The sequence below is a fragment of the Dolichospermum lemmermannii CS-548 genome, assembly GCF_028330815.1.
In the GTDB taxonomy this organism is placed as follows: domain Bacteria; phylum Cyanobacteriota; class Cyanobacteriia; order Cyanobacteriales; family Nostocaceae; genus Dolichospermum; species Dolichospermum lemmermannii.
Genome location: NZ_JAQMTJ010000059.1, coordinates 1 through 23,261 on the forward strand (window position 1 = coordinate 1; position 23,261 = coordinate 23,261).

21 protein-coding genes and 1 pseudogene are annotated in these 23,261 nt (G+C 37.6%); 7 read left to right on the forward strand and 15 right to left on the reverse strand.

The genetic code is table 11. The annotated features are described in order from the left end of the window. The first annotated feature begins 163 nt into the window (after positions 1-163). Positions 164-1,249 (forward strand): ATP-dependent 6-phosphofructokinase, encoded by a 1,086-nt coding sequence (locus PN450_RS03085; protein ID WP_271835395.1) that lies wholly within the window; start codon positions 164-166, stop codon positions 1,247-1,249. Positions 1,250-1,379: 130 nt separating this feature from the next. On the opposite strand, the gene PN450_RS03090 is transcribed toward PN450_RS03085, so the two are convergent. From PN450_RS03090 to ppsA, 5 genes are all read right to left on the reverse strand, one after another. Beyond that, complete coding sequence (locus tag PN450_RS03090) at positions 1,380-1,583, reverse strand: hypothetical protein (protein ID WP_015079868.1); 204 nt, start codon at positions 1,581-1,583, stop codon at positions 1,380-1,382. Between the two features lie 30 nt (positions 1,584-1,613). Continuing rightward, positions 1,614-1,943 carry a hypothetical protein gene (locus tag PN450_RS03095; protein ID WP_271835396.1) on the reverse strand — a complete coding sequence of 110 codons (330 nt, stop codon included), beginning with the start codon at positions 1,941-1,943 and terminating at the stop codon, positions 1,614-1,616. A gap of 1 nt (position 1,944) precedes the next feature. Further along, the gene (locus PN450_RS03100; RefSeq protein WP_271835397.1) at positions 1,945-5,034 is read right to left on the reverse strand and encodes a PAS domain S-box protein; all 3,090 of its coding nucleotides are present in this window, start codon (positions 5,032-5,034) and stop codon (positions 1,945-1,947) included. A 596-nt stretch (positions 5,035-5,630) separates the two neighbouring features. After that, entirely contained in the window at positions 5,631-7,139 is a 1,509-nt protein-coding gene (locus PN450_RS03105) for a pyruvate kinase (RefSeq protein ID WP_271835398.1), read from the reverse strand. Positions 7,140-7,367: 228 nt separating this feature from the next. Beyond that, a complete protein-coding gene (ppsA, locus tag PN450_RS03110) occupies positions 7,368-10,985 on the reverse strand; it encodes a phosphoenolpyruvate synthase (protein ID WP_271835399.1) in 3,618 nt (1,205 codons plus the stop codon). A 344-nt stretch (positions 10,986-11,329) separates the two neighbouring features. Between ppsA and PN450_RS03115 the strand changes: the two genes are divergently transcribed. Next, positions 11,330-11,578, forward strand: a complete 249-nt coding sequence (locus tag PN450_RS03115; protein WP_148760447.1) for a hypothetical protein — start codon at positions 11,330-11,332, stop codon at positions 11,576-11,578. 114 nt (positions 11,579-11,692) lie between these two features. Here the strand turns inward: PN450_RS03115 and PN450_RS03120 are convergent, their stop codons facing one another. Both PN450_RS03120 and ileS read right to left on the reverse strand, forming a co-directional pair. Beyond that, positions 11,693-12,298, reverse strand: coding sequence for a Uma2 family endonuclease (locus PN450_RS03120; RefSeq protein WP_271835400.1), 606 nt, complete (start codon positions 12,296-12,298; stop codon positions 11,693-11,695). Positions 12,299-12,476: 178 nt separating this feature from the next. Next, the gene (gene ileS / locus PN450_RS03125) at positions 12,477-15,395 is read right to left on the reverse strand and encodes an isoleucine--tRNA ligase (protein WP_271835401.1); all 2,919 of its coding nucleotides are present in this window, start codon (positions 15,393-15,395) and stop codon (positions 12,477-12,479) included. A gap of 196 nt (positions 15,396-15,591) precedes the next feature. On the opposite strand from ileS, the gene PN450_RS03130 reads away from it, so the two are divergent. Both PN450_RS03130 and PN450_RS03135 read left to right on the forward strand, forming a co-directional pair. Continuing rightward, positions 15,592-15,840, forward strand: a complete 249-nt coding sequence (locus PN450_RS03130) for a helix-turn-helix domain-containing protein (protein WP_271835402.1) — start codon at positions 15,592-15,594, stop codon at positions 15,838-15,840. After that, entirely contained in the window at positions 15,830-16,843 is a 1,014-nt protein-coding gene (locus PN450_RS03135; RefSeq protein WP_271835403.1) for a BstXI family restriction endonuclease, read from the forward strand. Before PN450_RS03130 ends, PN450_RS03135 begins: the two co-directional genes overlap by 11 nt. Here PN450_RS03135 and PN450_RS03140 read toward each other — a convergent pair. Continuing rightward, a complete protein-coding gene (locus PN450_RS03140; protein ID WP_271835404.1) occupies positions 16,813-17,907 on the reverse strand; it encodes a DNA methyltransferase in 1,095 nt (364 codons plus the stop codon). The two genes, PN450_RS03135 and PN450_RS03140, sit on opposite strands and share 31 nt — an antisense overlap. 136 nt (positions 17,908-18,043) lie before the next feature. Next, positions 18,044-18,587, reverse strand: a pseudogene (locus PN450_RS03145) (REP-associated tyrosine transposase). A gap of 223 nt (positions 18,588-18,810) precedes the next feature. Here PN450_RS03145 and PN450_RS03150 point away from each other — a divergent pair. Continuing rightward, complete coding sequence (locus PN450_RS03150) at positions 18,811-19,041, forward strand: hypothetical protein (RefSeq protein WP_015079878.1); 231 nt, start codon at positions 18,811-18,813, stop codon at positions 19,039-19,041. A 154-nt stretch (positions 19,042-19,195) separates the two neighbouring features. Here PN450_RS03150 and PN450_RS03155 read toward each other — a convergent pair whose 3' ends face one another. The 5 genes from PN450_RS03155 to PN450_RS03175 form a co-directional block, all read right to left on the reverse strand. Beyond that, a complete protein-coding gene (locus PN450_RS03155; RefSeq protein ID WP_271835405.1) occupies positions 19,196-19,393 on the reverse strand; it encodes a type II toxin-antitoxin system HicA family toxin in 198 nt (65 codons plus the stop codon). A gap of 3 nt (positions 19,394-19,396) precedes the next feature. After that, positions 19,397-19,639 carry a DUF1902 domain-containing protein gene (locus PN450_RS03160; RefSeq protein WP_213712711.1) on the reverse strand — a complete coding sequence of 81 codons (243 nt, stop codon included), beginning with the start codon at positions 19,637-19,639 and terminating at the stop codon, positions 19,397-19,399. A 161-nt stretch (positions 19,640-19,800) separates the two neighbouring features. Beyond that, positions 19,801-21,162 carry an NAD(P)/FAD-dependent oxidoreductase gene (locus PN450_RS03165; protein ID WP_148760469.1) on the reverse strand — a complete coding sequence of 454 codons (1,362 nt, stop codon included), beginning with the start codon at positions 21,160-21,162 and terminating at the stop codon, positions 19,801-19,803. Positions 21,163-21,297: 135 nt separating this feature from the next. Continuing rightward, a complete protein-coding gene (locus tag PN450_RS03170; protein WP_210422287.1) occupies positions 21,298-21,432 on the reverse strand; it encodes an HNH endonuclease in 135 nt (44 codons plus the stop codon). Continuing rightward, on the reverse strand, positions 21,429-21,668 hold the full coding sequence (locus PN450_RS03175; protein ID WP_148766757.1) for a hypothetical protein: 240 nt from the start codon (positions 21,666-21,668) through the stop codon (positions 21,429-21,431). Before PN450_RS03175 ends, PN450_RS03170 begins: the two co-directional genes overlap by 4 nt. A 273-nt stretch (positions 21,669-21,941) precedes the next feature. Between PN450_RS03175 and PN450_RS03180 the strand changes: the two genes are divergently transcribed. Further along, entirely contained in the window at positions 21,942-22,133 is a 192-nt protein-coding gene (locus PN450_RS03180) for a DUF6888 family protein (RefSeq protein WP_148760472.1), read from the forward strand. Further along, entirely contained in the window at positions 22,130-22,648 is a 519-nt protein-coding gene (locus PN450_RS03185; protein WP_271835406.1) for a DUF6887 family protein, read from the forward strand. Before PN450_RS03180 ends, PN450_RS03185 begins: the two co-directional genes overlap by 4 nt. Positions 22,649-22,937: 289 nt before the next feature. Here the strand turns inward: PN450_RS03185 and PN450_RS03190 are convergent. Next, positions 22,938-23,261 (reverse strand): tetratricopeptide repeat protein (locus PN450_RS03190; RefSeq protein ID WP_271835407.1); only part of this gene is annotated, 324 nt, incomplete at its 5' end.

Sequence of the window (23,261 nt, forward strand, 5' to 3'; positions counted from 1 at the left end):
AACTATTTTTGGCAATGACCGATAATTTATCTTCCAAATGCTTCGCCCCTACTGACAACTAACAACTGTACGGGCGAAGCATTTGGAGAACTATTTTTGGCAATGACCGATAATTTATCTTCCAAATGCTTCGCCCCTACCGACAACTAACAACTGACAAACAATGAAAAAACGTATCGGTATTCTTACCAGTGGTGGTGATTGTCCTGGTCTAAATTGTGTGATTCGCGCTGTTGTGAGTCATGCCACACGGACTTTTGATTGGGAAGTAGTGGGGATTCCTTACGCTACCCAAGGGTTGCTAGAACGGAAAACTGTGCCGTTAAGTATACATGGTTGGGATTTACGCGGGATTGACCCTTTACTAAATATGGGGGGAACAATTTTAGGTAGTATTAATAAAGGAGATACTTTAACCCATGCTGATGAAATATTAGCCGGTTATAAAGCGATCGCTTTAAATGCTTTAATTATTGTGGGTGGAGATGGTAGTTTAAATATTATTCATCAATTAGCCGTTTTAGGTAATTGGAATTTAATTGCTATTCCCAAAACTATTGATCATGATGTCGCTTTTACAGAACGTTCAATTGGGTTTGATACGGCAATTAATACAATTGTTGATGCTATTAATCGTCTGATCTTTACTGCTGCTAGTCATGACCGAGTGATGATTATCGAAGTTATGGGACGCAGCGCCGGACATTTAGCTTTACACTCAGGAATTGCCGGCGGTGCTGATGTGATTTTAATTCCTGAAGTCCCCTATACTATTCAAGGAATATGTCATCATCTGACCGAATTACGCGATTGTTGGCAAAAAAAATTTGCTATTATTGTGGTTTCTGAAGGGATATCTGTTTGTGCAGAAGATGCCGATAATCCTTCTATTTGTACTACTGCTATTGATAGTGAGCGAAGCCGAACTAAATGTGGTCAAGGTCAATATATTGCCGAAAAAATTGCTAATTGTAGTAATCACCTGATTGATACCAGAGTTTCTGTATTAGGACATATTCAGCGTGGTGGTATCCCCTCAGCTTTAGACCGTCTCACAGCTACTATGTTTGGTAAAGTTGCAGTTGATTTAATTGCCCAAAATCAATATGATCAAATGTTAGCTTGGCAAAATGGCAAAGTTGTCACTTTCCCCATTCAAGATGTGATAGATAATAATCCCTCTCTTGTTAATCCTCAAGGTGATTTAGTCCAAACCGCTAGGTCTTTAGGAATATATATTGGTGAATAAAGTAAGAGGCAATAGGTAATAGGTAATGGGTAATAGGTAATGGGTAATAGGTAATAGGTAATAGAAAGATAAATAATCTCCCCTACTCCCCCTACTCCCCCTACTCCCTACCTCCTGCCCCCCTTACGTATTACTCAGCTTCAGCGAGCGCTTCTAAATGAAAAGCTACATTTTTAAGCGCCATTTCAATTTCGTTACTATAAGAAAGACTTCTCCATCTTGGGGCTGTGGCATGATCCAAGGCAGTTGTATCCAAGTATTCTGCAAAAACTATCAGTTTTTCGGGGTCTGTTGCGGCTGTTGCCAACTTTTCTAAAAACTCTTGAGGTGTCATAAAATTTGCCAAAAAAAAGTAAAAGTCTCATCAATCGGTCAATTCTATGAGCATAAGTGCTGTAATCCCCAAAAATCTGTTCAAAATATTCAAAAATGAATAATTGACAACCGACAACTGTACGGGCGAAGCATTTGGAGAACTATTTTTGGCAATGACCGATAATTTATCTTGCAAATGCTTCGCCCCTACTGACAACTGTACGGGCGAAGCATTTGGAGAACTATTTTTGGCAATGACCGATAATTTATCTTGCAAATGCTTCGCCCCTACTAACAACTGTACGGACGAAGCATTTGGAGAACTATTTTTGGCAATGACCGATAATTTATCTTGCAAATGCTTCGCCCCTACTGACAACTTACTTGAGGACAAAATTTAATTTTGCCAATAACTCTTCATTAGTATAGGGTTTTGATAAAATTGCTGTAACTTGAGATTCATTATTTGGCTCTAACATATTCTCTATATTGCATCCACTACAAGCAATTATTAGCACCTGGGGGTTGATTTCTTTTAACTTGCAAATGGCGGAATTTCCATTCATTCCTGGCATCATTATATCCATCAATACTACTCTGATTTGATCCCGGTATTGGTTGTAAGTATTGATTGCTTCCACGCCGTTTTTAGCGGTAAGAACTTGATAATTGTAGGCTTCTAAAATGGTTGTTGTAACTTCCCGGATATGGGCTTCATCATCTACTACTAAAATTAGTTCTCCCTGTCCTTGAGATATTTCTTGATGATCGGATTCTAAAGGGGAAACTTCTTGGTTAACTGATGGTAAAAATATCTGAAATACGCTACCAAGTCCAATTTGACTTTCAACATTAATAAACCCCTTATGACTTTTAATAATTCCTAACACTGTTGATAGTCCTAATCCTGTGCCTTTACCAAAATCCTTAGTGGTAAAAAATGGCTCAAATATTCTTTCTAATATTTCCGGTGACATTCCCGTCCCCGTATCTCTAACCGTAATCACAATATAATTCCCAACTGTAGCATGATGATTTATCTGGATCATCTCTTCATCAAGATACAGATTTTCTGTAGAAACAGAGAGACATCCACCGTCAGGCATAGCATCAGCAGCATTAACCACTAAGTTTATTAATACTTGATGCAGTTGGGTTTTATCCGCAAGCACTGTCCATAATTTAGGGTGAATATGCTTAGAAAATGTGATGGATTTGGAAAATGTTTGACTGACCAAGTAGATAATATCGCTGATCAAATCATTAATCTGCACAATCGTCTGTTTGCCTTCAACACCTTTGGCAAAGGATAACAATTGTTTGACTAATTCTGCACCATGTTTCGCATTATTTTCAATAATTGTCAGCATTTGCTGACGACGATCTTTATGTTTTTCTTCAGATAATCTACTACTTTTGAGTAATTGAGCAGATGCTAAAATTGGTGTTAAGATATTATTGATATCGTGGGCAATGCCTCCAGCTAAAGTTCCAATACTTTCCATTCTTTGAGCGCGTAAAGATTGCTCTTCTCGTTGTTTATTTTTTGTAATATCAGTATCTACTGTGAGAATAGATTTAGGTTGTCCATCAGTATCTAACATCAATGTCCAGCGACTTTGAACAATAATTAGTTGGTTTGATTGTGTGCGTTTGCGTAACTCACCCTCCCAACTTCCCGATGTAACTACAGTTTTTAGGGCGATTATCTCTTGTTCATGGGAAGTTGAATCGTAAAAAATATCCTTGGGATTCTTACCTAAAACTTCCTGACGTTCCCAACCATATATCCTCTCTGCCCCCTGATTCCAAAAGACGATTTGGGCTTGAAAATCTCGGACAAAAATTGCATCAGTCGCAATATCTAATAGGGCAGCTTGTTCATATATTTGCCGTTGCGTTTGTTTACGTTCAGAAATGTCTCTAGTTGTGCCAATCATGCGGATTGGCCGATCATTTTCGTTACAGTAAACTTTTCCTCTAGAACTCAACCAATGTAGGATACCATCACAATCCACTATCCGATGTTCACAGACAAAATCAACTTTTTTCTCCAGGGAATGACTGACACAGTTTTGAAAATGCTGACGGTCTTCAGGATAGATTAAATTGAGAAAGTCTTCAATACTAGGACAGGAACTATTGAGAGGTAAACCATACATTAAACCCATGGTAGGAGACCAGAGAGTTTCATTGGTTTGGATATGCCAATCCCAGATCCCAATATTACCTGCTTCTAGTGCTAAGGTGAGTCGGGCTTCACTTTCTTGTAAGGACGCTTGAATATGTTTCCGTTCAATGATTTCTTCTTGCAATCGCTTATTGGCAATCACTAATTCTGCCGTGCGTTCTTTTACCCGAACTTCCAAGACATCGCTATCTTGACGGAGTGCTGCTTCTAATTTTCTCCTGTCGCTAATATCAGATATTGACCATAAACAACCAGTCCGTTTACCCTCATTATCAACCATAGAATTTACTCTCACACTAGCAGAAAAGAGTAAACCTTTACGGGACTGGAAATTCATTTCCCATTCCTGTAATTCATGCAATTTTTTTAACCGAGATACAAATTGAGAACGATCTTCTTCAGCAATAAAAACTACTAATGGTTTGCCCACAAGATGATCTTGACGAACAGATAGTAAGGATGCTGCCCCATGATTAGCTTGCTGAATTATCCCTAAAGCATCAGTTACTAAATAACCATTAGGTGCAAATTCAAATAAATTTTGATAACGCTGTCGTTCTGCTTCAGTAATTTGCCGAGAATAGATTAGTTGTTCATTTTGTTGACGTAGTTCTTCTTCGGCAATTTGCAGTTCTTCTAAAGTTTCTTGCAGTTCTCGATTAATTTCTAAATTCTCGTCAAGTTGTTTTTTTGCCCATGCTTGTAAATGATTATGAGTTTGCTTACGGATTACTTCCAGTTGTTCATTAATTGGTATGTGTTCTGTCTTCAAATCTAGCAAATTTTCCTGCAATGCCTCAACCACACCAATCATTTTTTCTATATTTAAGGCTTGCAGCAAGTTTGCCTCAGTGACAATACCGATTAAGTTGTCTTGATCATCTACTATTGGTAAATACTGGATAGAATGCTGCTGTAAAAGTGCAAACACTGTCAAAATATGCTCAGATGCTGAATATTTGAGAGTAATTAGCGGCTGAGTCATCACGTCCGCCATTTTTACCGCTGATAGGTCGGTATTTAAGGTAATTACTCTCAATACATCTTTAATAGTAAATATTCCTTGTAATTGCTTTCCCTCTACTACTAAAACATAGTCTGTTACTTGATGGATCGGGTTATTAACTGTAACTTTATGATCTTGTTGTTGATTCATCAAGTTAATAGCATCCATCACACAACTATCAGGACTAATAGTTAAGGGAGAATAATGAATAATTTGATGTAAATTAGGTAAATTAATCAATTTTCGGTTAAATCTGTTAGTGAATGCGTCCATTGGTTAATCTGATTAGTAGATGATACTGTAACTAATGTCATACCGATTAAAATCTACAAATCATTAGTTAATAAATTTGATAGATATGGATAGCAAGGGTTTGGAGTGAGAAAATTTATTTCAAAAAATTACGTGCAATTTAACCAAATCATTGTTGTTGGTAATATAAATATCATTTAATTGATTTTTGAGCAATTAATTAGATTGTACCCTGAATATTCTATATATGAAACTTTAATTTTGTAAACATTTCAAATAGTGAGTATTCACAATTTAAATATATAGTTTTGTAACCACATTGACAGGAGAGAACTTTGGATATATTAGAGGGTGTTTGAAAAGTTTTGAATGTATAGACTGACCCCTCTCCAAACCTCTCCCCTGCAAGGGGAGAGGCTTTAAAACCGCCATTCCCTTGCAGGGAAGGGGGGTAGGGGGGTTAGGTTTTTGGAGATTACTGGTTTGATATAATACTTTTCAAACAACCTCTTAGACATCTCTAGAAAAGAATGTAGAGACGTTCCATGGAACGTCTCTACAAGGGTTGTAAGTCACGCATATTTAATTTTCACCAGATGTCTATTTTCTATTACCAATTACCAAGAATGTAAAGCCCGTAGTTGGGGTGTTTTTTTAACTTGGTGGGCTTGCATTCTCGTGAGAACATCATCTAAAATAGCCACAGCTTCAATAATATAATCACCCTTATTGAGCATGACACATTCTGCCCGTTCTGACATTGCCGCATCAGTGATTTCTGCCCGTGACGGCATTCCGTGTTTAACAAGATTTTCTAAGACTTGAGTTGCCCAAATTACGGGGATATGGGCAGCCTCACATAACCATAATATCTCTTCTTGAATTTCCGCCAGCCGTTGATAACCAATTTCCAGCGCCAAATCTCCTCTGGCAATCATAATTCCAAAGGGTTGTTTTCCGGCGGCTTGAATAATTAATTCTGGCAAATTGCTAACGGCTAAGGGTGTTTCGATTTTCGCTACTATGGCAGGTGTGGGAGAATTTTCTGGTAATCTTACCGCTAATTCCTGTTGTAAAAGCTGAATATCTGCGGGTGTTTGCACATAGGAATAGCCGATAATATTAACTTGATTAGCATGAGTGGTAATAAAATCTAAATCTTGTTGATCTTTTTCTGTTAAAGAACTCAAATGTAATTCAGTGTCAGGAAAATTAATGCCTTTTTCTGGTAATAGTTTTTCACCTTTGAGACGGGCATGGGTAATTTTTAACCATACTCCCTCAGATGTAATTGACTCAACACAAGCACCAATCCGTCCATCATCAATCCAGACTATTGTACCAATTTTCAGTTGTTTTAATACTTCTGGAATTGTGCAACTGGCTTGAAAAAATTCAGAATCAATAGTAGTGGGTAACTCATGGGTAAGCAGGAGAGATTCATCTTTAAATATTCGTTGTTTGGGACTGGGGGTAAGAACAGATTTAATTCTGGTTTTAGGACCACTCAAATCCATGAGAATTTTACAAGAAGATTCTAATTCTAATTCTGCTTGTTTGACATTGTTAATCATTGCTAACCATTCAACGGGGGTATCATGGGCGCAATTAATTCTCACACAGTTGGTTCCTTGCCGAATGATATCCCGCAGAAATTCGTAATTGGTAGCGGCTTCATTTGGCAACGTTACCATGATTCTAACTCGACGGTTATCGAGGGTGTTACCAAATAAATCTTCGGTATTTTGTTGGAGAAGGCGATCGCCCTCAAAAAATGCGTCCAAAGGTGGATGTATAATGATAGAATCATTATCTGTGCGACAAACTGCCTGTAAGGTGGCAATCACCGCATCTAAAGTTGGTAAAACCTTAGCTTCTATCCTCCCCAATGAGGACAAACCCCAAGGCATTAAAGCCGCTTGCAGTTCTCGTAAATCGTGTCTTCTCAGTGCCAGATAATAGGCAAGATTGAGACTACTATTAATAAAAGATTGTCGGTGAATTTGCTTTTTCCAGCGTTCAAATATTTCCCTGCCTTCCTGATCAACAGATTGACGAAGTTCTTGTAATGTGGTAAGTAAAAAACAAGGATCTGAGAGATCCAACTCTACATTTTTTGTTTGCATATTGGTCAGTTGTTAGTTGTTAGTTGTTAGTAGGGGCGAAGCATTTGGAAGATAAATTATCGGTCATTGCCAAAAATAGTTCTCCAAATGCTTCGCCCGTACAGTTGTCAGTTGTAAAACTGTTACCAATTACCAATTAGCAATTACCAATTACCAATTAGCAATTAGCAATTACCAATTACCAATTACCAATTACCTATTCCCCTATTCCCCTATTCCCCTATTCCCCTATTCCCCTGTTTCTGCTTTCGCAATTTCTAACATTGTCTTAATCACAGAATCAGGGTTGAGACTAATAGAATCTATACCTTGTTCAACTAAAAAACGAGCAAATTCTGGATAATCACTGGGCGCTTGTCCACAAATACCAATTTTGCGATTATTTTGTTTAACAGTAGTTATGGCTTTTGCTATTATTCTTTTAACAGCTTCATTGCGTTCATCAAATAAATGTGCCACTAATTCAGAATCTCGATCTAATCCTAATGTTAATTGGGTTAAATCATTAGAACCAATGGAGAAACCATCAAAAACCTGACTAAATTCATCAGCTAATAAAACGTTACTTGGTAACTCGCACATAACGTAAACTTCTAAGCCATTTTCACCTTTGACTAAGCCATTTTTTGCCATTTCTGCTAATACCCGTTTTCCTTCTTCGGGAGTGCGACAAAAGGGAACCATGAGAATCATATTGGTTAAACCCATTTCTTCTCGTACCCGTTTCATAGCTTGACATTCTAATGCAAAACCTTCACGATAACGAGGATCATAATAACGAGAAGCACCACGCCAACCAATCATGGGATTTTCTTCTTTGGGTTCAAATTGTCTACCTCCTAAAAGATTAGCATATTCATTACTTTTGAAATCAGACAATCTCACAATTACAGGTTTGGGATAAAATGCTGCGGCAATTGTGCCGATACCTTGTGCTAATTTGGCAATAAAGAATTCGGCTTTATCTTCATATTGTGCCGTTAATTCGCTAATTTTATATTTGGCAAGTTCGTCTTCTAATTCGTCAAAATGTAATAATGCTAAAGGATGGGCTTTAATATGGTTAGCAATGATAAATTCCATTCTCGCTAAACCAACACCATCATTAGGAATTGCTGTCAAACCTAAAGCTTCTTCCGGATTACCCACATTCATCATAATTTTGGTGCGGGTTCGAGGTAAATTATCTAATGGTAATTCTTGAATTTCAAAGTTTAATAAACCCGCATAAACTTGACCTGTTTCCCCTTCCGCACAACTAACAGTAATTTCTTGTCCAGTTTCTAAAACTGTAGTCGCATTCCCACAACCAACAATAGCCGGAATACCCATTTCTCTGGCAATAATTGCTGCATGACAGTTACAAACAACTACAGGAGTATATTTATCCGTGAAAACTAGATAATTATGATGATTCGCAACAGTAATATTATAAACTTCAGCGTCTACTTCATCTACAACTTTAACAACTCGTTGCATCCGAATATCACCTTGCAGAAGTTGTTCAAATTGACCTATTTCACGGAGTTGTTTATCAGAAATTAGGAGATTTTTATCTTTTCTAAGTTTGATTTCTCCTGTTACATTGTCATCAAATAGTTGATTAGTAGCAAAGAAACGGGTTTGAATAGTTCTTGGAGTAACTTCTCCCTTGACTCGTTGGGTATATTCTAAAATTTGCTCTAATTTTTCTACAATTTGGACATTGTAGATATGACGATTTCTGGTAACTTGAGGAACAGTGTTGATTTTTAAACAAGCAATAATGACAGCTTGTAGTAAGTTTTCTTCAGAGATATAGATGTTAATGCGATTATTAGCATAGCAACCATCACCATCAATTACACCCCCTAAAAAGTGATAAGAAACTTCTGAAGTGTTTTCTAGAAGAATTTGGGTAATCTGTTGTTCTTTTTGTTTTAAGTCGTAAGCTATAGCTTTAGAATAAACACGATAAGCTGTAGCTTGTCCTTTTACCTGTTTTCCTCGGATGTAACCTGAAGATACTGGTTTCTCACAAGGAGTAAAAGATTTACCATAAACAGTATTCATTTTGTCATTCATAGTAGCTATGAATGCTTGTTTTTCTGGTAAACATTTTTGAATAAACTGGACTTCCCCACGAGTTCGACTAGTGTAAATTGAACCGTCTGTGATGATTCCCCCAATCAGATAAGCTAAATCAGCTTCTTGATTTTTGTTGTCACCCAATGTGGGAATATTCTGAGATACAAGCACCATTTCCTGAGTATCTAACATTTCTTGAATCTCAGTTTTGGTATATTCACCATTCCGAAGATTGACCATTTTATGATCAGGAGTTAATCGCAGGATATTATCTGTGACTTTCCCAGTTTGAGATACACTCACACTAATTGTTTTAGATGTCCGTTTCATGGCATCTTCAATGGGTTTCCATTCCATTTGATGGGTTTTGGTGTTGAGGGCTAAAGTTGATAATCCTTGATATCCTTGTTCATAAATCTGCTGAATGGTCATAAAACCTTGATTGGTGAGAATTTTTGTCTCTCCATCAAAACAAGTCCGTCCCCCAGAGTTAGTGACAATAGCGCTGGCTTTTTTCATAATCGGTTCCCAGTCGGGGTCTGTGCGGTTAGTAACTAACACTTCGCCGGCTTGAAAGAGATTAATTTCTGGGACATCTAAAATTACTCTAGCTTTACCAAGACCTATCATTTCGCCTACGCTACGACCAGTTAATAAAACTTGACTTTTTTCTTGGAGTTGATAAGTTCTGAGGACGGTTTTTGATTTTTGAGATTGAACGGTTTCTGGTCTAGCTTGGACAATAAATAATTCTCCTGTTATCCCATCTTTTGCCCATTCAATATCCATTGGTGTGGCCATTCCCCGGACTTGGGAATAATGATCTTCAATGATACAAGTCCATTTTGCTAGTTGGAGGATTTCTTGATCATTGAGGGCAAATTGATGACGTTCAAGTTGAGGGACAGAAATATTTTTAGTTAATTTTGACCCACCTAGATCATAAACCATTTTAATTTCTTTTGTTCCCAACCGTTTTTGGAGAATGGGTTTATATCCTTGTTTTAAAGTTGGTTTAAATACCAAATATTCATCGGGGTTAACTGCACCTTGAACGATGTTTTCACCTAAACCATAAGCAGCAGTAATTAAAGCAGCATTTTGAAAACCTGTTTCGGTGTCTATGGAAAACATCACCCCAGAAGAGGCTAAATCTGAACGTACCATTTTTTGGACACCGACTGATAAGGCTACTTCAAAATGATCAAAACCTCTAATTTGTCGGTAGGAAATAGCCCTGTCTGTGAAGATAGAAGCAAAGCATTTATGACAAGATTCTAATACGCTTTTAATGCCATGAACATTGAGGTAAGTTTCCTGTTGTCCCGCAAAACTAGCATCTGGTAAGTCTTCGGCTGTGGCACTAGAACGAACAGCCACATCAGTATCTATACTATATTCTTGACATAAACTTTGATAGGATCTAGCGATCGCTTCTTGCAATTCTAGCGGAAATGGGGTTTCTAACATTAATGATCTGGCTTGTTTGCCACATTCTTGCAAATTAGCCATATCCTCCACATCTAAATCTGCAAAAATCTTCCTCAGTTTTACTTCTAAACCAGCCCCAGTAATAAAGTATCTATAAGCATAAGCCGTAGTCGCAAATCCCGTGGGAACTTTCACACCTTGGGAACTTAGTTGTTGAATCATTTCCCCTAAGGAAGCGTTTTTACCACCTACTAGGGGAATATCTGCAATTCCCACAGCATTAAAGGGTAATACTAAAGCTTCTTGATGAATTTGGCTATTTTCTTGATTGCGTTTAATTTCCAACATATTCTGAGATTCCTTAAATAGCTACTGTTATTTAATTCAGAACCCATTCTGTTTATGCACGGAGAGTTTGAGGATGTTGCGAGGATATATAGCAGGGAACGGGATTGACTACCAGATGTCTAAATGGCATCCTCCATTTAAGATTACTCTAGTTTAGAGTATAAATAAATGTATAGCTAATATAGCGAAATATTACGTAATATATTGTTCTTGTAAGTATTCTCATAATTCCCCCCTGCTTGAGAGTTAAAATTAAGGAATATACATAACAAGTTTTATTTTATCTCAATTTATTACATGACTGGATTTAGCCGAACACTTTTAACAAAGGACTTGAAACTATTATGCCCCAATGCCCTTGCTGTTCCGACTTTCTTTTACACCATATCCGTGGTGCTGAAAATTACTGGTTTTGCCGGAGTTGTTGGCAAGAAATGCCAGTATTAACCCAACGTCATACTGCTGAAGTCCCAAAACCCATTTTAGCAAAGTTAGCTAAAAAAATCGCCCCCCCAGAATATCGTCTTGATTCTTATTGTTTAATTCAACCAAATTCTTTTCAATCAAGATTAGAGGGAAAATTCTCTCGCTAAAGCTGGAATACAATTTATTTATTACGAATGATTGAACGCAGATGAACGCAGATGAACGCAGATGAATTAATAGATTTATTAGTTTTTACAATATCTATGTTCTACTGTTATTTATTACCAAATCTGACTTAAATCTAAAACAAATCCGGGTAATAAATTCTCACCAGTTAATGTTTGGGGATTGTCTAATTCTTCAACTACACAATTGGGACGATAAATAAATACTTTCCGTTGTTTTCTATCAATTAACCAAGCTAATTGTGTACCATTATCTATATATTCTTGCATCTTTTCTTGCAGAATCTTTAAATTATCAGTTTCTGAACGTAATTCAATGATAAGTTCAGGACAAATAGGAGCAAATTTTTTCCTTTGTTCTGCTGGTATTGCTTCCCATTTTGTGCGGTTTATCCAAGCTGCGTCAGGAGAACGGACTGCACCATTGGGTAAGGTAAAACCACCACTAGAACCAAATCCTACTCCTGTACCGTTTTGTTTTGTCCAAATACCTAATTCACCAATTAAATTAAAATTACGTTCACCTGTTTCTAAATCTGTAGGTGACATAATTAATAAATCTCCAAATTGATTACGTTCAATTCTTAAATCACGGTTTAATTGACAAAACTCAAAGAATTGCTCATCACTTATAATAATATTTGGTTGCATTTTCAAAACCATTGGTAAGGTTTCTATAACTACAGTTGTTTGAGTTTTCATAGTTTTTGTTTTCATATTATTAGGACTTACACAAAATATCCTCAAAACCTCTTTCCTCTGTGTCCTCTGTGCCTCTGTGGTTAGATATTCCGTGATTCGTGCGTAAGTCCTGATTATGTATGATAGGGAAAACATTGTTGCGTGTAGGGGTTTAGCATTGCTAAACCCTTACATGATTTTAAAATTCTCCAGCTAAAGCGGGAACACATCTTTCACAAAGTAAAGGATGTTCTGCTGATTCACCCACATGGGTAGAATAATTCCAACAGCGATCGCATTTGTGATAAGATTTCCCTTCATGTTCATAGTCTGCGGCATTAACTACGCCAATATCCCAATTATCTTCACCTTGAACTCGCAGGGTTTTCAATCCTTTTAATGTCTCAGGAGTATCTAATAATTGCACTTCAGAAGTGAGGAATAAATACCGCAATTCATCAATTCCATTCGTGCTAACATTTAAAGGTTCAATAGCAGCGCGTAATTTTTCATCACTAAGATAAATCAATGCAATAGCTTCTAAAGAAGAACCAATTAACTTTTCTGTCCGTGCTTGTTCTAAAACCTTATTAACATCACCACGAATCCGTCGCAGTGTTTTCCAAAATTCTGCTAATTCTGTATTTTCCCATTTATCATCAACCTGCACCCAACCAGCTTGAAACACTGATTTATATTGGGTTTCGTAGGGGATAAATTGCCAGATATCTTCCGCAGTATGACATAAAACGGGAGCAATGGCGATCGCTAAATTCTCCAAAGCAATTTGCAAAACCGTTTGACAACTCCGACGACGGAAAGCATCAGCAGAACTGATATATAATCTATCCTTGGCAACGTCTAAATAAAAGTTCGACAAATCCACAACGCAGAAATTCTGCACAGTTTGGAAAAAGCGGAAAAACTGGAAACTATCAAAAGCGTCCGTCACCTCATTAAACACCTCACGAATGCGGTGTAACATATACTTATCCAAATCTGGCAAATCATCAAAAGCTACAGCATCCTTCTGAGGATCAAAATCATGCAAACTCCCCAATAAAAACCGTGCCGTGTTGCGAATCTTATTTCTCACATCAGCTAATTGCTTGATGATGTTACCACCCAACCGCACATCACCAGAATAATCAACGGAAGAAACCCACAACCGCAAAACATCCGCACCATAAGCAGGTTGTTGTTTTTGGTTAGTCCCACCTTGAATCATCAATTGAGGATCTACCACATTCCCCACCGATTTGCTCATTTTCCGGCCATTTTCATCCAAGACGAAACCATGAGTTAACACAGTTTTATAAGGTGCAATGCCATTAACCGCGACACTAGTTAACAAAGAAGATTGAAACCAACCCCGATGTTGGTCAGAACCTTCCAAATACATATCAGCAGGATAGCATAACTCCGGTCTTTGCTTCGCCACAGCCGCCCAAGATGAACCAGAATCAAACCAGACATCCATTGTATCTGTACCCCGGCGGTAAGTCTTGCCATTATTGCAGTATTGTTCCGGTAACAACTCCGCAACCGACAACTCCCACCAAGCATCAGAACCCTTTTCGGCAATAATAGCTTGAACGTGGTTAATCGTGTCCGCATTTAGCAAAACTTCCCCAGTCGCTTCATCATAAAACACCGGAATCGGTACACCCCAAGAACGCTGACGAGAAATACACCAATCGGATCTTTCTGCTACCATCGGCGTGATGCGGTTTTCACCTTGTGCGGGAATCCACCGCACAGATGAAATAGCCTTTAAAGCCTCATCCCGAAAACCAGCCACAGAAGCAAACCATTGTTCAGTAGCGCGGAAAATCGTCGGTTTCTTCGTTCTCCAATCATAAGGATACTTGTGAGGATAAGCTTCCTCCTTCAACAGAGAACCAGCTTCATGCAAAGCGTCAATAATCGCTTGATTACCATCGCCCAAAACATTCAAGCCAGAAAACTTACCAGCCTCATCCGTAAAATTACCACTATCATCAACAGGGGCAAGAATCGGTAAACCGTAACGCTGACCAACAATATAGTCCTCTTGACCATGACCAGGAGCAGTATGAACCAACCCAGTTCCCGACTCAGTAGTGATATAATCACCACCAACCACCACCGGACTTTCACGGTCAAAAAGAGGATGACGGTAAATAGTACCTTCCAAATCCTTCCCTGCGAACTTGGCTTTCACCGTTAACTCACAATCCAAAACCTCTCCCAACCGTTCCACCAACTCAGCCGCAACAATTAGATATCTGCATTTCCTTTGCGCCTTTGCTCCTTGTGCGTCTTTGCGCGAAACCTCCACAACCGCATACTCCAACGCACCATTTACAGCCACAGCCAAATTACCGGGGATAGTCCAAGGAGTAGTAGTCCACACAGCCACACCCAAATCAGGCAAGAAGCCATCCAAACTAGCTTTTAACCCTTCAGCAACCTTCACCACCGGAAAAGCGGCGTAAATACTGCGGGAAACGTGACCTTCAGGATATTCTAACTCTGCTTCTGCTAAGGCGGTTTTAGAACTAGGACTCCAATGTACAGGCTTTAAACCGCGATAAATATAACCTTTAAGGAACATTTCCCCAAATACGCCAATTTGCGCGGCTTCGTATTCTGGTTTTAAGGTTAAATAAGGATTTTCCCAATCACCCCAAATCCCATAGCGTTTAAAGCTTTCTCGTTGTTCGTCTACGGTTTTTAGTGCGAACTCTTTCGCTTTTTGACGCAATTGCAAAGGTGTGAGATTTTGCCGTTCTGCCTGTTTCATATTTTGCAGAACTTTCAACTCAATCGGCAATCCGTGACAATCCCAGCCAGGAACGTAGCGAATTTTACGACCTTGGAGCAAATGGTAGCGGTTAATAATATCTTTGAGAATCTTATTTAAAGCATGACCAATATGCAACTGACCGTTAGCATAGGGAGGACCATCGTGCAGTATAAATAATTCGCCGGGGTTGTTTTCAGCCAGTTGAGAATAAATGTGGTTTTCTGCCCAGAATTTTTGGATTTCGGGTTCGCGCTTGATTGCGTTTGCCCGCATATCGAAGTTTGTCTTGGGTAAGTTGACGGTATCTTTGTATTTTCCAGTTTCGGTCACAGTCTCATGCCTAAATGTAGGTGTGCAGGTTATCCGATCAATTATAAATCGTAGGTTGGGTAGAACGAAGTGAAACCCCTCCAATGATATGGTATTAGATTTGTGACTTATAGTCCGTGGACTCATAATCTACATTCACAGACAATAAATTTTGGTTCATTATTTTCTATTCATGAAATAGGAATGCTGATTATATATGGAAAAAACACTCGTTACTGCCGTGGCTTCAACGGTTAAGCATTTTCGTAAGATAAACAGTATGAGTCAAGAGGAGCTTGCTGATAGTGCAGGTCTCGACAGAACCTATATTTCAGGCGTTGAAAGAGGTGTTCGCAATATTACACTTGATTCATTAGAGCAGATAATTAATGCTCTTGGGATAGACATTTTGACATTTTTTACCAAGCTATTTGAGTATTTAGGTGATATAAAAAGTGAAATCTAAGGCAAAAAAAAGGGGCATATCTCGTTGTCCTAAATTACTCGATACGAAAATTTACAAAACAGGGCAAACCAGGGGTGCCGATGATGATGTTATATACCAAAATCGTGTTTCAAGAACTAGCACAGTATTAATTCCATATGTTCTTTGGCCTAGTTACGCTAATCCTCCTAATGGTGAATTAAACTTTGAAAATGGATTCATTGTTATTATTAGTCCAGAAACTTACTTCTGCAACGATAACATCGATCAAGACCTTAAATCATATGGACTCTATCTCGGCATAAATACTCTGGTATTTTATGAAACTCGAACTGATTGGAATAAGTATAATCCTGAAATAATGGGGTGGACTGCCGCGCAATCCAGACGAGAACGACTTGGTGGACAATATGTAGCAAGAGTACCTGCAACAACTTCCGTAGAAAATGGAGGAAAGATTATACGTGGATTTAATACAACATCTTCAAAAGGTGCAGGCATTAGGTTATATGAATATGCAAGCTCAGAAATGATTTCAAATTGTCGTCTTCAGCTTGAGTTTTTTTACTGGTGTTGTTTCGACTCAGAAAATACCTCTATAGAAAATGGCATGAGTGCTGATGATATTAGGCAAAGGAAGGAATATATTCAATCAGAGTGCCAAAAGTTTGATCTATTGGATAGACATAAATTAATAGAGGCACGTATTATCAATCAAGATGGATTAACTATTTGCCCACTTTGCTTAGAGAAGCTTTCAAGTCGAGGATTCTTTAGTCGCTTAGAGCAAGCAGAAGGACGAAAAGTTCCAGATTTAACAGTCACTCAGATCAATCTTTTTCATATTGAAGAGTTGAAGTATGGGGTTTACAATCATAGACCATACAATCTTGGTTGGGGTCATCATCACTGTAATGTAGTGGTAAAAGACTCAGGCATTACCGAAACTATCGAGTGGATGTATAGAGTTGTTAAGGTAAACATTGATAATGGCTATTTCACTCCTGAAAATAAATCAAGTTGATGAACAAAACTTGATCTTTTATTTTCTGATGGTTGGTAGCTATACTCTTTTCCATTCCGGTTGATAGATTCTACTTCTAGGCGTGTAGCGATAGCTTCTACCCATTTTTTGTCAATCTCAAGTGAAATAGTTCGCCTACCAAGATTAAGAGATGCTAAAGCAGTATTACCTGAACCCGCAAAACAATCTAAGACTATATCTCCTGGATAAGTTGTTGCCTCAATTGCATGTTCAAGCATCGCTAACGGCTTCTCTGCTGGATGTTTACCTTTATAAGGTCGAACAGAAGGAAACGTCCAGATATCAGTAAATTCTTTAGAAGCATCAACGGCAAAGACTCGGATAACATCTTCATATGGTGGCATATATTTTATTTTGCCCGTTCCAAGTATTGCAGAGCATACTTTTTCATACTGTTCTCTACTTGGAGTGTTGCGGCCAGCTTCCCAATTAGAAACTGCACCACCGTGATTGACTTTTCCATAAGCACCAATCATAGCAGTAAGTTCTTTTAGTGATAATCCTGCGGTTTGACGCATATCACGAAGAAACTGGGCAAAAGTTGAGCGGAAAAGATTCCCTTCAACTGCTGGTTCAGCAAAAATAATCCTTTCAGAATGAGGATACCATTGTCGAAGTGCCTCTTTTTTCATTTTTCCCTTCCAACCATCAAATCCTGGTTCATTTGGTTTAGTCCAAACAATATGGGAAAGTACATTAAATTTTTTTGAAAATAGGACTTCAAGTCGAGCAGACATTGAAGAATCACAGAAACAAAATAGTGATCCATTTGGTCGCAGCACTCGATACCACTCAGAAGAATAGGACTCCATCCAGTCAAGATAATGCTCATCTTCTTGGAATTGGGTATCTCCATAAATGTTGTGTTTTTTTGTACAGTGATAAGGTGGATCTGTTAAAATCAGTGATATTGTCTTACTCGGTATCTTACGGATTAAATCTAATGAATCACCTTCTGCGAGAATTCCATGAGGAGTAGAAACTCGAATACTATCTGATAAGGTAAGGGTAATTTGTTCAAAATCCTGCGCTCTTGTAGGCATCTGTTAGTAATTATTTATGAGAAAGTGACTTATAGTCTACAGCTTTAATTCAAAAAAATCAACCCCCCAGATTCTCTACCACTTCTTCTAACATACCCCTAAGATACTAGGTTGGGTTGAGGTACCTCAACCCAACCTACTCGTTGCCAATATCATCATCAAAAATAATTTCCTCACCCGCACCCCACATTATGTCATACATACCTTGACGCACAGCGCAATGAAAACTGGAATATTCCCAATCTTTTGGTGCTGTTACCAAACCATGTTTCACAGGATTATAATGAATATATTCAACGTGATGAAAGAAAATCTATTTCATCTCTAATTAAATGTTCCCAGAAACGATATTGCCATATAGCCCGTTGTTTTTTATTTTTCCTAGATGCAGATATATTTTCTGGTGAAATAGTTTCACATTTACGACTAAAATAACTTTTAATCAAACGCCAACGGGTAGAAAAATCCTGATCATTTTCTGGTAAAGTCCAAATACAGTGGAGATGATCAGGTAAAATAACAATAGCATCTATAATAAATGGATGTTTCTGCATCACATAACCAAAAGCATCTTTTAATAAAGAAACATTTTTTGGTAAACATAATATTTTTTGTCTTTTCTCTGTCACTACTGTAAAAAAGTATGTTCCTCCTGCCACTTTGGCGCGGCGATATTCCATACTATAAATATCCTGTGATTAAAGTTGTGTTTTATAATCTTGATTTTATCCCGTAGGTTGGGTTGACGCAAGGAAACCCAACATTAATTATAATATTCTGGTGGATGGTGTTGGGTTTCGTTCCATTGCTCCGCAACGCTGACGCGAACAACCCAACCTACGAAGGTTGCAGAGTCAGTATATCTTACTTTAAAATAGAAATTACTTACAATTGCCACAAATTATGATCAACCCCCAAATTTTAGAAGCTATTAAACAAATGCCTAATGTCGAAAGACTAGAGATAATAGAATTTGCCTTAAAACTCATGCGTGAAGAAATGCAAAATCCTCAAAAACTGAGCTTAACTGCTGCTGCGGAAATGATGCGTTCTTATTATGAAACAGAAAGCAGTTTAACAGAATTTGTTGATACTTGTAATGAAGATTTTTATGAGTACCAAGATTATGCGTAGAGGTGAAATCTGGCTGTATAATGCTGATCCCACAGAACAACAAGGTCTTTCTAAAGCAAAGCGCAACCCAACATTATTAATTATCATATCCTGGTGGGTGGTGTTGGGTTTCACTTCGTTCTACCCAACCTACAAAAAAGTTGATTTATCTAAGTTAAAAATATTTAGGTAATCCAGCTTGTTTCAAAACTATATTAGCAGTATGACGGGACTTGATACAGCTATCTACTACAAACCGACGTTGTGTGATTGGACTATACCAAATTTCATGATCTCCTTTTCCTTGCCTTTCAAAATAGCAATTTGCTTCTGAAAGCAGCTTTTTCAATTCAGGTGTAAATGATGTACTCATCTATTACGCTACCTGAATCAATTCTTGACGATGACTAATTAACTCAAAATTAATTGTCCCCGCATAATTATGAGGGACAATTTGATTCAAGACTAACAATTCTGGAATCATTACTCGGAGCTTTTCTGTTAAAATATCAATTGTAGAAGTTTCTGTTACCAAACCTGGGATATCTTCGCTAGTTGCTACCCAAACTTCTGCTTCTGCATCCCAAAAAGCTTCAACTTTATAGGTAATTTGTGTCATTATTAAAAGTTTTGGTAAATTGATAAAACTAGATTTATTATATCACAAATATAGCAATTTTCACAATTAAAACCGCCACCTCACACTAATTGAATTCAGTGTTGAAGGAATGGCGGATTTGCAGATGGAATTTGATGCCGTGGTAGTAAAAACCACAAATATTAGAGTTTGGCTGGTTGCTTCTTTTCTGTAGTCTGGGAATGACTGCTATTATTAACAGTTTCTGTTGCCAAAAAAGCCTCTTTTCCTGTAATTAATCGAGAGCGACGATTGCGAGTAATATAATTCCAAGCCCATTGAATTACTATCACTAATTTAGTGTCAAACTCAATTAAGAAGTAGATGTGAATTACTAGCCAAAATAGCCAAGCAATGAAACCTGTGAGTTTGATAAAGCCTAAATCTACAACGGCTAAATTTTGCCCAATCATTGCCAAACTACCCACATCATTGTATTTGAATTCTGGCAAAGTCCGACCTTGAAGCCGTCGTTTAATGAGTTTACCTACATACTCTCCTTCTTGCTTGGCTACGGGGGCAACACCAGGTAAAGGTTTACCATTTTGATGGGAGAAATTAGCTAAGTCTCCAATTACGAAAATGTTTTTATAATCCTTGATAGTCAAGTCAGGTTCGACAATTACTCTGGCAGAGAAATCGCATTCTACATCTGTCCGTTCTGCGAGAATTTTCCCCAAAGCTGAACCTTGCACACCGGCTGCCCACAAGATAGTTCTTGAGGGAATTTCTGTCAATTCACCGTTTTGCTTGAAAGTAACAATGTCATTTTCAATATTTGTGACTCTGGTTTGAGTGTGAATAACCACACCCAACTTTTGTAAAGATTCTATTGCTACTTTTGATAATTCTGGGGCAATGTGTGGGAGAATGCGATCGCCCCCTTGCAATAGTAAAATTTTCGTTTCTGAAGTGTCAATGTTGCGGAAATCTTCTTTGAGGGTTTGGTATGCTAATTCAGCGATCGCACCGGACAATTCTACACCAGTTGGACCACCGCCCACAATCACAAAAGTCAACAAAGCCCGACGTTTTACCGGATCACTTTCTTTTTCTGCGGCTTCAAATGCTGAAAATATCCGCCGACGCATTTCTATGGCATCTTCCACAGTTTTCAAACCAGGAGCAAATTCTTTCCAATTATCCTTACCAAAATAGGAATGGTTTGCACCGGTAGCCAGAATTAATGTATCATAAGGGACTATTTCATCACCCAAAATAACTTGTTGCGCTTTGGGATTAATATCACTTACTTCTCCCAACAACACTTTTGTATTTTTGCTTTTGCTGAATACAGATCGCAATGGTGCGGAAATATCAGAAGGTGATAGTGTACCTGTGGCAACTTGATATAAAAGCGGCTGAAATAAATGAAAATTCCGTTTATCAATGAGAGTAACATTTACTTTTGCCTTAGCAAGAGCCTTTGCTGCATACAATCCACCAAAGCCACCACCAACGATAACAACTTCATGTGGTGCATTCTTCTCACGGGGAACAACCATAAACAATATTTCCTTTTGTTAAGAGTCATGTAACCTTTCTTAACAAATATGTAACAAAATTATAATGTATTTTGCCGTCTATTTGGAACTCTTGAAAAAATACTAAACGTAGTCAAAGTTACTAATGAATGTTTATTAAATGGGATCTTGCGGAATAATATGATCAATAGCAAATAAAGCTGCACTTGCCTCTTCTAAAGAATTACAATATTCACAAAGGAATTTTGCTCTCTCTCTAACTAATTTTCTAGTTGCATCATTAACTGTCATGACTCAGCAATTATTTTCGCATTCAGCAAAGTAAAAATCCTATCCAGTTCTAATATTCCTGTTAATTCAGCCTCTTCTTTTGAGTTTAACATTCCTGCTTTATTCTTCTGGGAAAGTTCATCTAACCGAGATTGTAATTCTGAACTAAATTTAAATAAATTCAAACTTCTAACTTTGCTGATTTCGATTCCTGACTCTACCCAGGATGAGGGTTGAATCATCACCTGAGTAATCATGGGCGTATTTTTATTACTTTTGGAATGTTTATAGTTTAACATAAAGATTAAATTAAGGTATACAAAAGGTAGTATTATTCATTAATTGATAAAAATGAAATAGATTATATTATACTTAAATAATATATGGCTGGCGTAAAAATATAAAATATGAACGCTCACAAAAGAGAAGTTATTTTAACTGAAGATGGAACTTATTTAATATTTCCTTTTAATTATCCGTAAAACTGCACCACGTTACATATATTATTAAGTAAGTTAAACTAAAGGGATATGCAACCTACAAATAATCAAGCTCAGGGGCTTTATATACTGTGCTACCGACTCACCAACATTATTTATCCTGGATGGCCTTGCAAAAGTATTGAAATTATCCGCATGGATAAGCGTACAGGTAATTTATATATTCTTGCTGGGGAAGATATGGACTTTGAAATCAAGCCAACTGGAGGATATGAACCATGACAATACAGAAATTCAGTGTAATGAATCTTGATGAACTACGTAGTTACGTATTAAGTCATCGAGAAGACATTAATGCTTTTGAGGCATACATAGACCGTTCTAAAGCAGAGGGACGCATGGTGAGTGTAGATGAAAGGGGAGAAAAAGATTCACTCTGGCAACAAGAATTACATAACAAGATGAAAATACCTTCATTTCATCATCCTCAAGAACAAGACTACTGGAATGAGGAAATTGAAGTAGAAACTACTACTAATCAGAGATTATTTATACAGACTTACTTACTGCGGCTGTATCCTGAAACCTTTAATAACTATGATGCCTACATGGATATTCCAATGTCGAATAATCCAAATATCAAAAAGATATACTCATCACGTCTTGGCAAGACATGGGAAGTGATTACTGGACCGACAGCAATTCAATCACTCATAAATGGTTATTTTCGTGGTGATTATACTGAGAATAATCCACCTGCCTGGGTATTTGGACTAAGATTGATTTCTAACAGTTGAAGTTAAAAGCCTGAAAGTTGCTGACTGAGGATGATAAAAGGTGCGATCGTTCACAGTATAATTTATCAGGAAGAGCGATCGCATTTATATTTTCCACAAGCTAAAGCAATCACTTTTGAGCAAAACAATAATACATTGATTCAGAAAAGTAAGAAATAGAGAAACAAGGTTAGATTTCATTTTCTTTAACCCAACTTTGTATCTTAGGCAAGATTAACATATTGTCTTTATTGTGATGGTCGGGACGCAAGAGCCGATTTTTGATAAACCGTATGTAAGTCGTACAAGATTAATGTTCCCATGTATCAATCCATTCAGTGCTATAATGAGAAATGTAGGAAAGTTCCTCCTTGTAACCTGCTTCATCACCTATTTGCTTATAGATATCTGCGGCTGTTTGAAAGTCATCAATTCCACCTTGCTTATCTCCTAATTGATGACGAACATCTCCTCGGTTGTGATAAGCACTTGCACAGTTAGGATCAATATTGATAGCCTGAGTGTAATCATCAATTGCACCCTGTTTATCTCCTAAATCATCACGGGCAACTCCTCGGTTGTGATAAGCACTTGCACAGTTAGGATCAATATTGATAGCCTGAGTGTAATCATC

Coding starts and splice junctions, on each gene's coding strand:
- PN450_RS03160 (WP_213712711.1), bottom strand. CDS start 19,639: ATGACACAAATTACCTATAAAGTTGAAGCTTTTTGGGATGCAGAAGCA.
- PN450_RS03130 (WP_271835402.1), top strand. CDS start 15,592: ATGGAAAAAACACTCGTTACTGCCGTGGCTTCAACGGTTAAGCATTTT.
- PN450_RS03165 (WP_148760469.1), bottom strand. CDS start 21,162: ATGGTTGTTCCCCGTGAGAAGAATGCACCACATGAAGTTGTTATCGTT.
- PN450_RS03180 (WP_148760472.1), top strand. CDS start 21,942: ATGCAACCTACAAATAATCAAGCTCAGGGGCTTTATATACTGTGCTAC.
- PN450_RS03100 (WP_271835397.1), bottom strand. CDS start 5,034: ATGGACGCATTCACTAACAGATTTAACCGAAAATTGATTAATTTACCT.
- PN450_RS03140 (WP_271835404.1), bottom strand. CDS start 17,907: ATGCCTACAAGAGCGCAGGATTTTGAACAAATTACCCTTACCTTATCA.
- ppsA (WP_271835399.1), bottom strand. CDS start 10,985: ATGTTGGAAATTAAACGCAATCAAGAAAATAGCCAAATTCATCAAGAA.
- PN450_RS03085 (WP_271835395.1), top strand. CDS start 164: ATGAAAAAACGTATCGGTATTCTTACCAGTGGTGGTGATTGTCCTGGT.
- PN450_RS03115 (WP_148760447.1), top strand. CDS start 11,330: ATGCCCCAATGCCCTTGCTGTTCCGACTTTCTTTTACACCATATCCGT.
- PN450_RS03105 (WP_271835398.1), bottom strand. CDS start 7,139: ATGCAAACAAAAAATGTAGAGTTGGATCTCTCAGATCCTTGTTTTTTA.
- PN450_RS03120 (WP_271835400.1), bottom strand. CDS start 12,298: ATGAAAACTCAAACAACTGTAGTTATAGAAACCTTACCAATGGTTTTG.
- PN450_RS03175 (WP_148766757.1), bottom strand. CDS start 21,668: ATGATTACTCAGGTGATGATTCAACCCTCATCCTGGGTAGAGTCAGGA.
- PN450_RS03170 (WP_210422287.1), bottom strand. CDS start 21,432: ATGACAGTTAATGATGCAACTAGAAAATTAGTTAGAGAGAGAGCAAAA.
- PN450_RS03155 (WP_271835405.1), bottom strand. CDS start 19,393: ATGAGTACATCATTTACACCTGAATTGAAAAAGCTGCTTTCAGAAGCA.
- PN450_RS03090 (WP_015079868.1), bottom strand. CDS start 1,583: ATGACACCTCAAGAGTTTTTAGAAAAGTTGGCAACAGCCGCAACAGAC.
- PN450_RS03150 (WP_015079878.1), top strand. CDS start 18,811: ATGATCAACCCCCAAATTTTAGAAGCTATTAAACAAATGCCTAATGTC.
- PN450_RS03185 (WP_271835406.1), top strand. CDS start 22,130: ATGACAATACAGAAATTCAGTGTAATGAATCTTGATGAACTACGTAGT.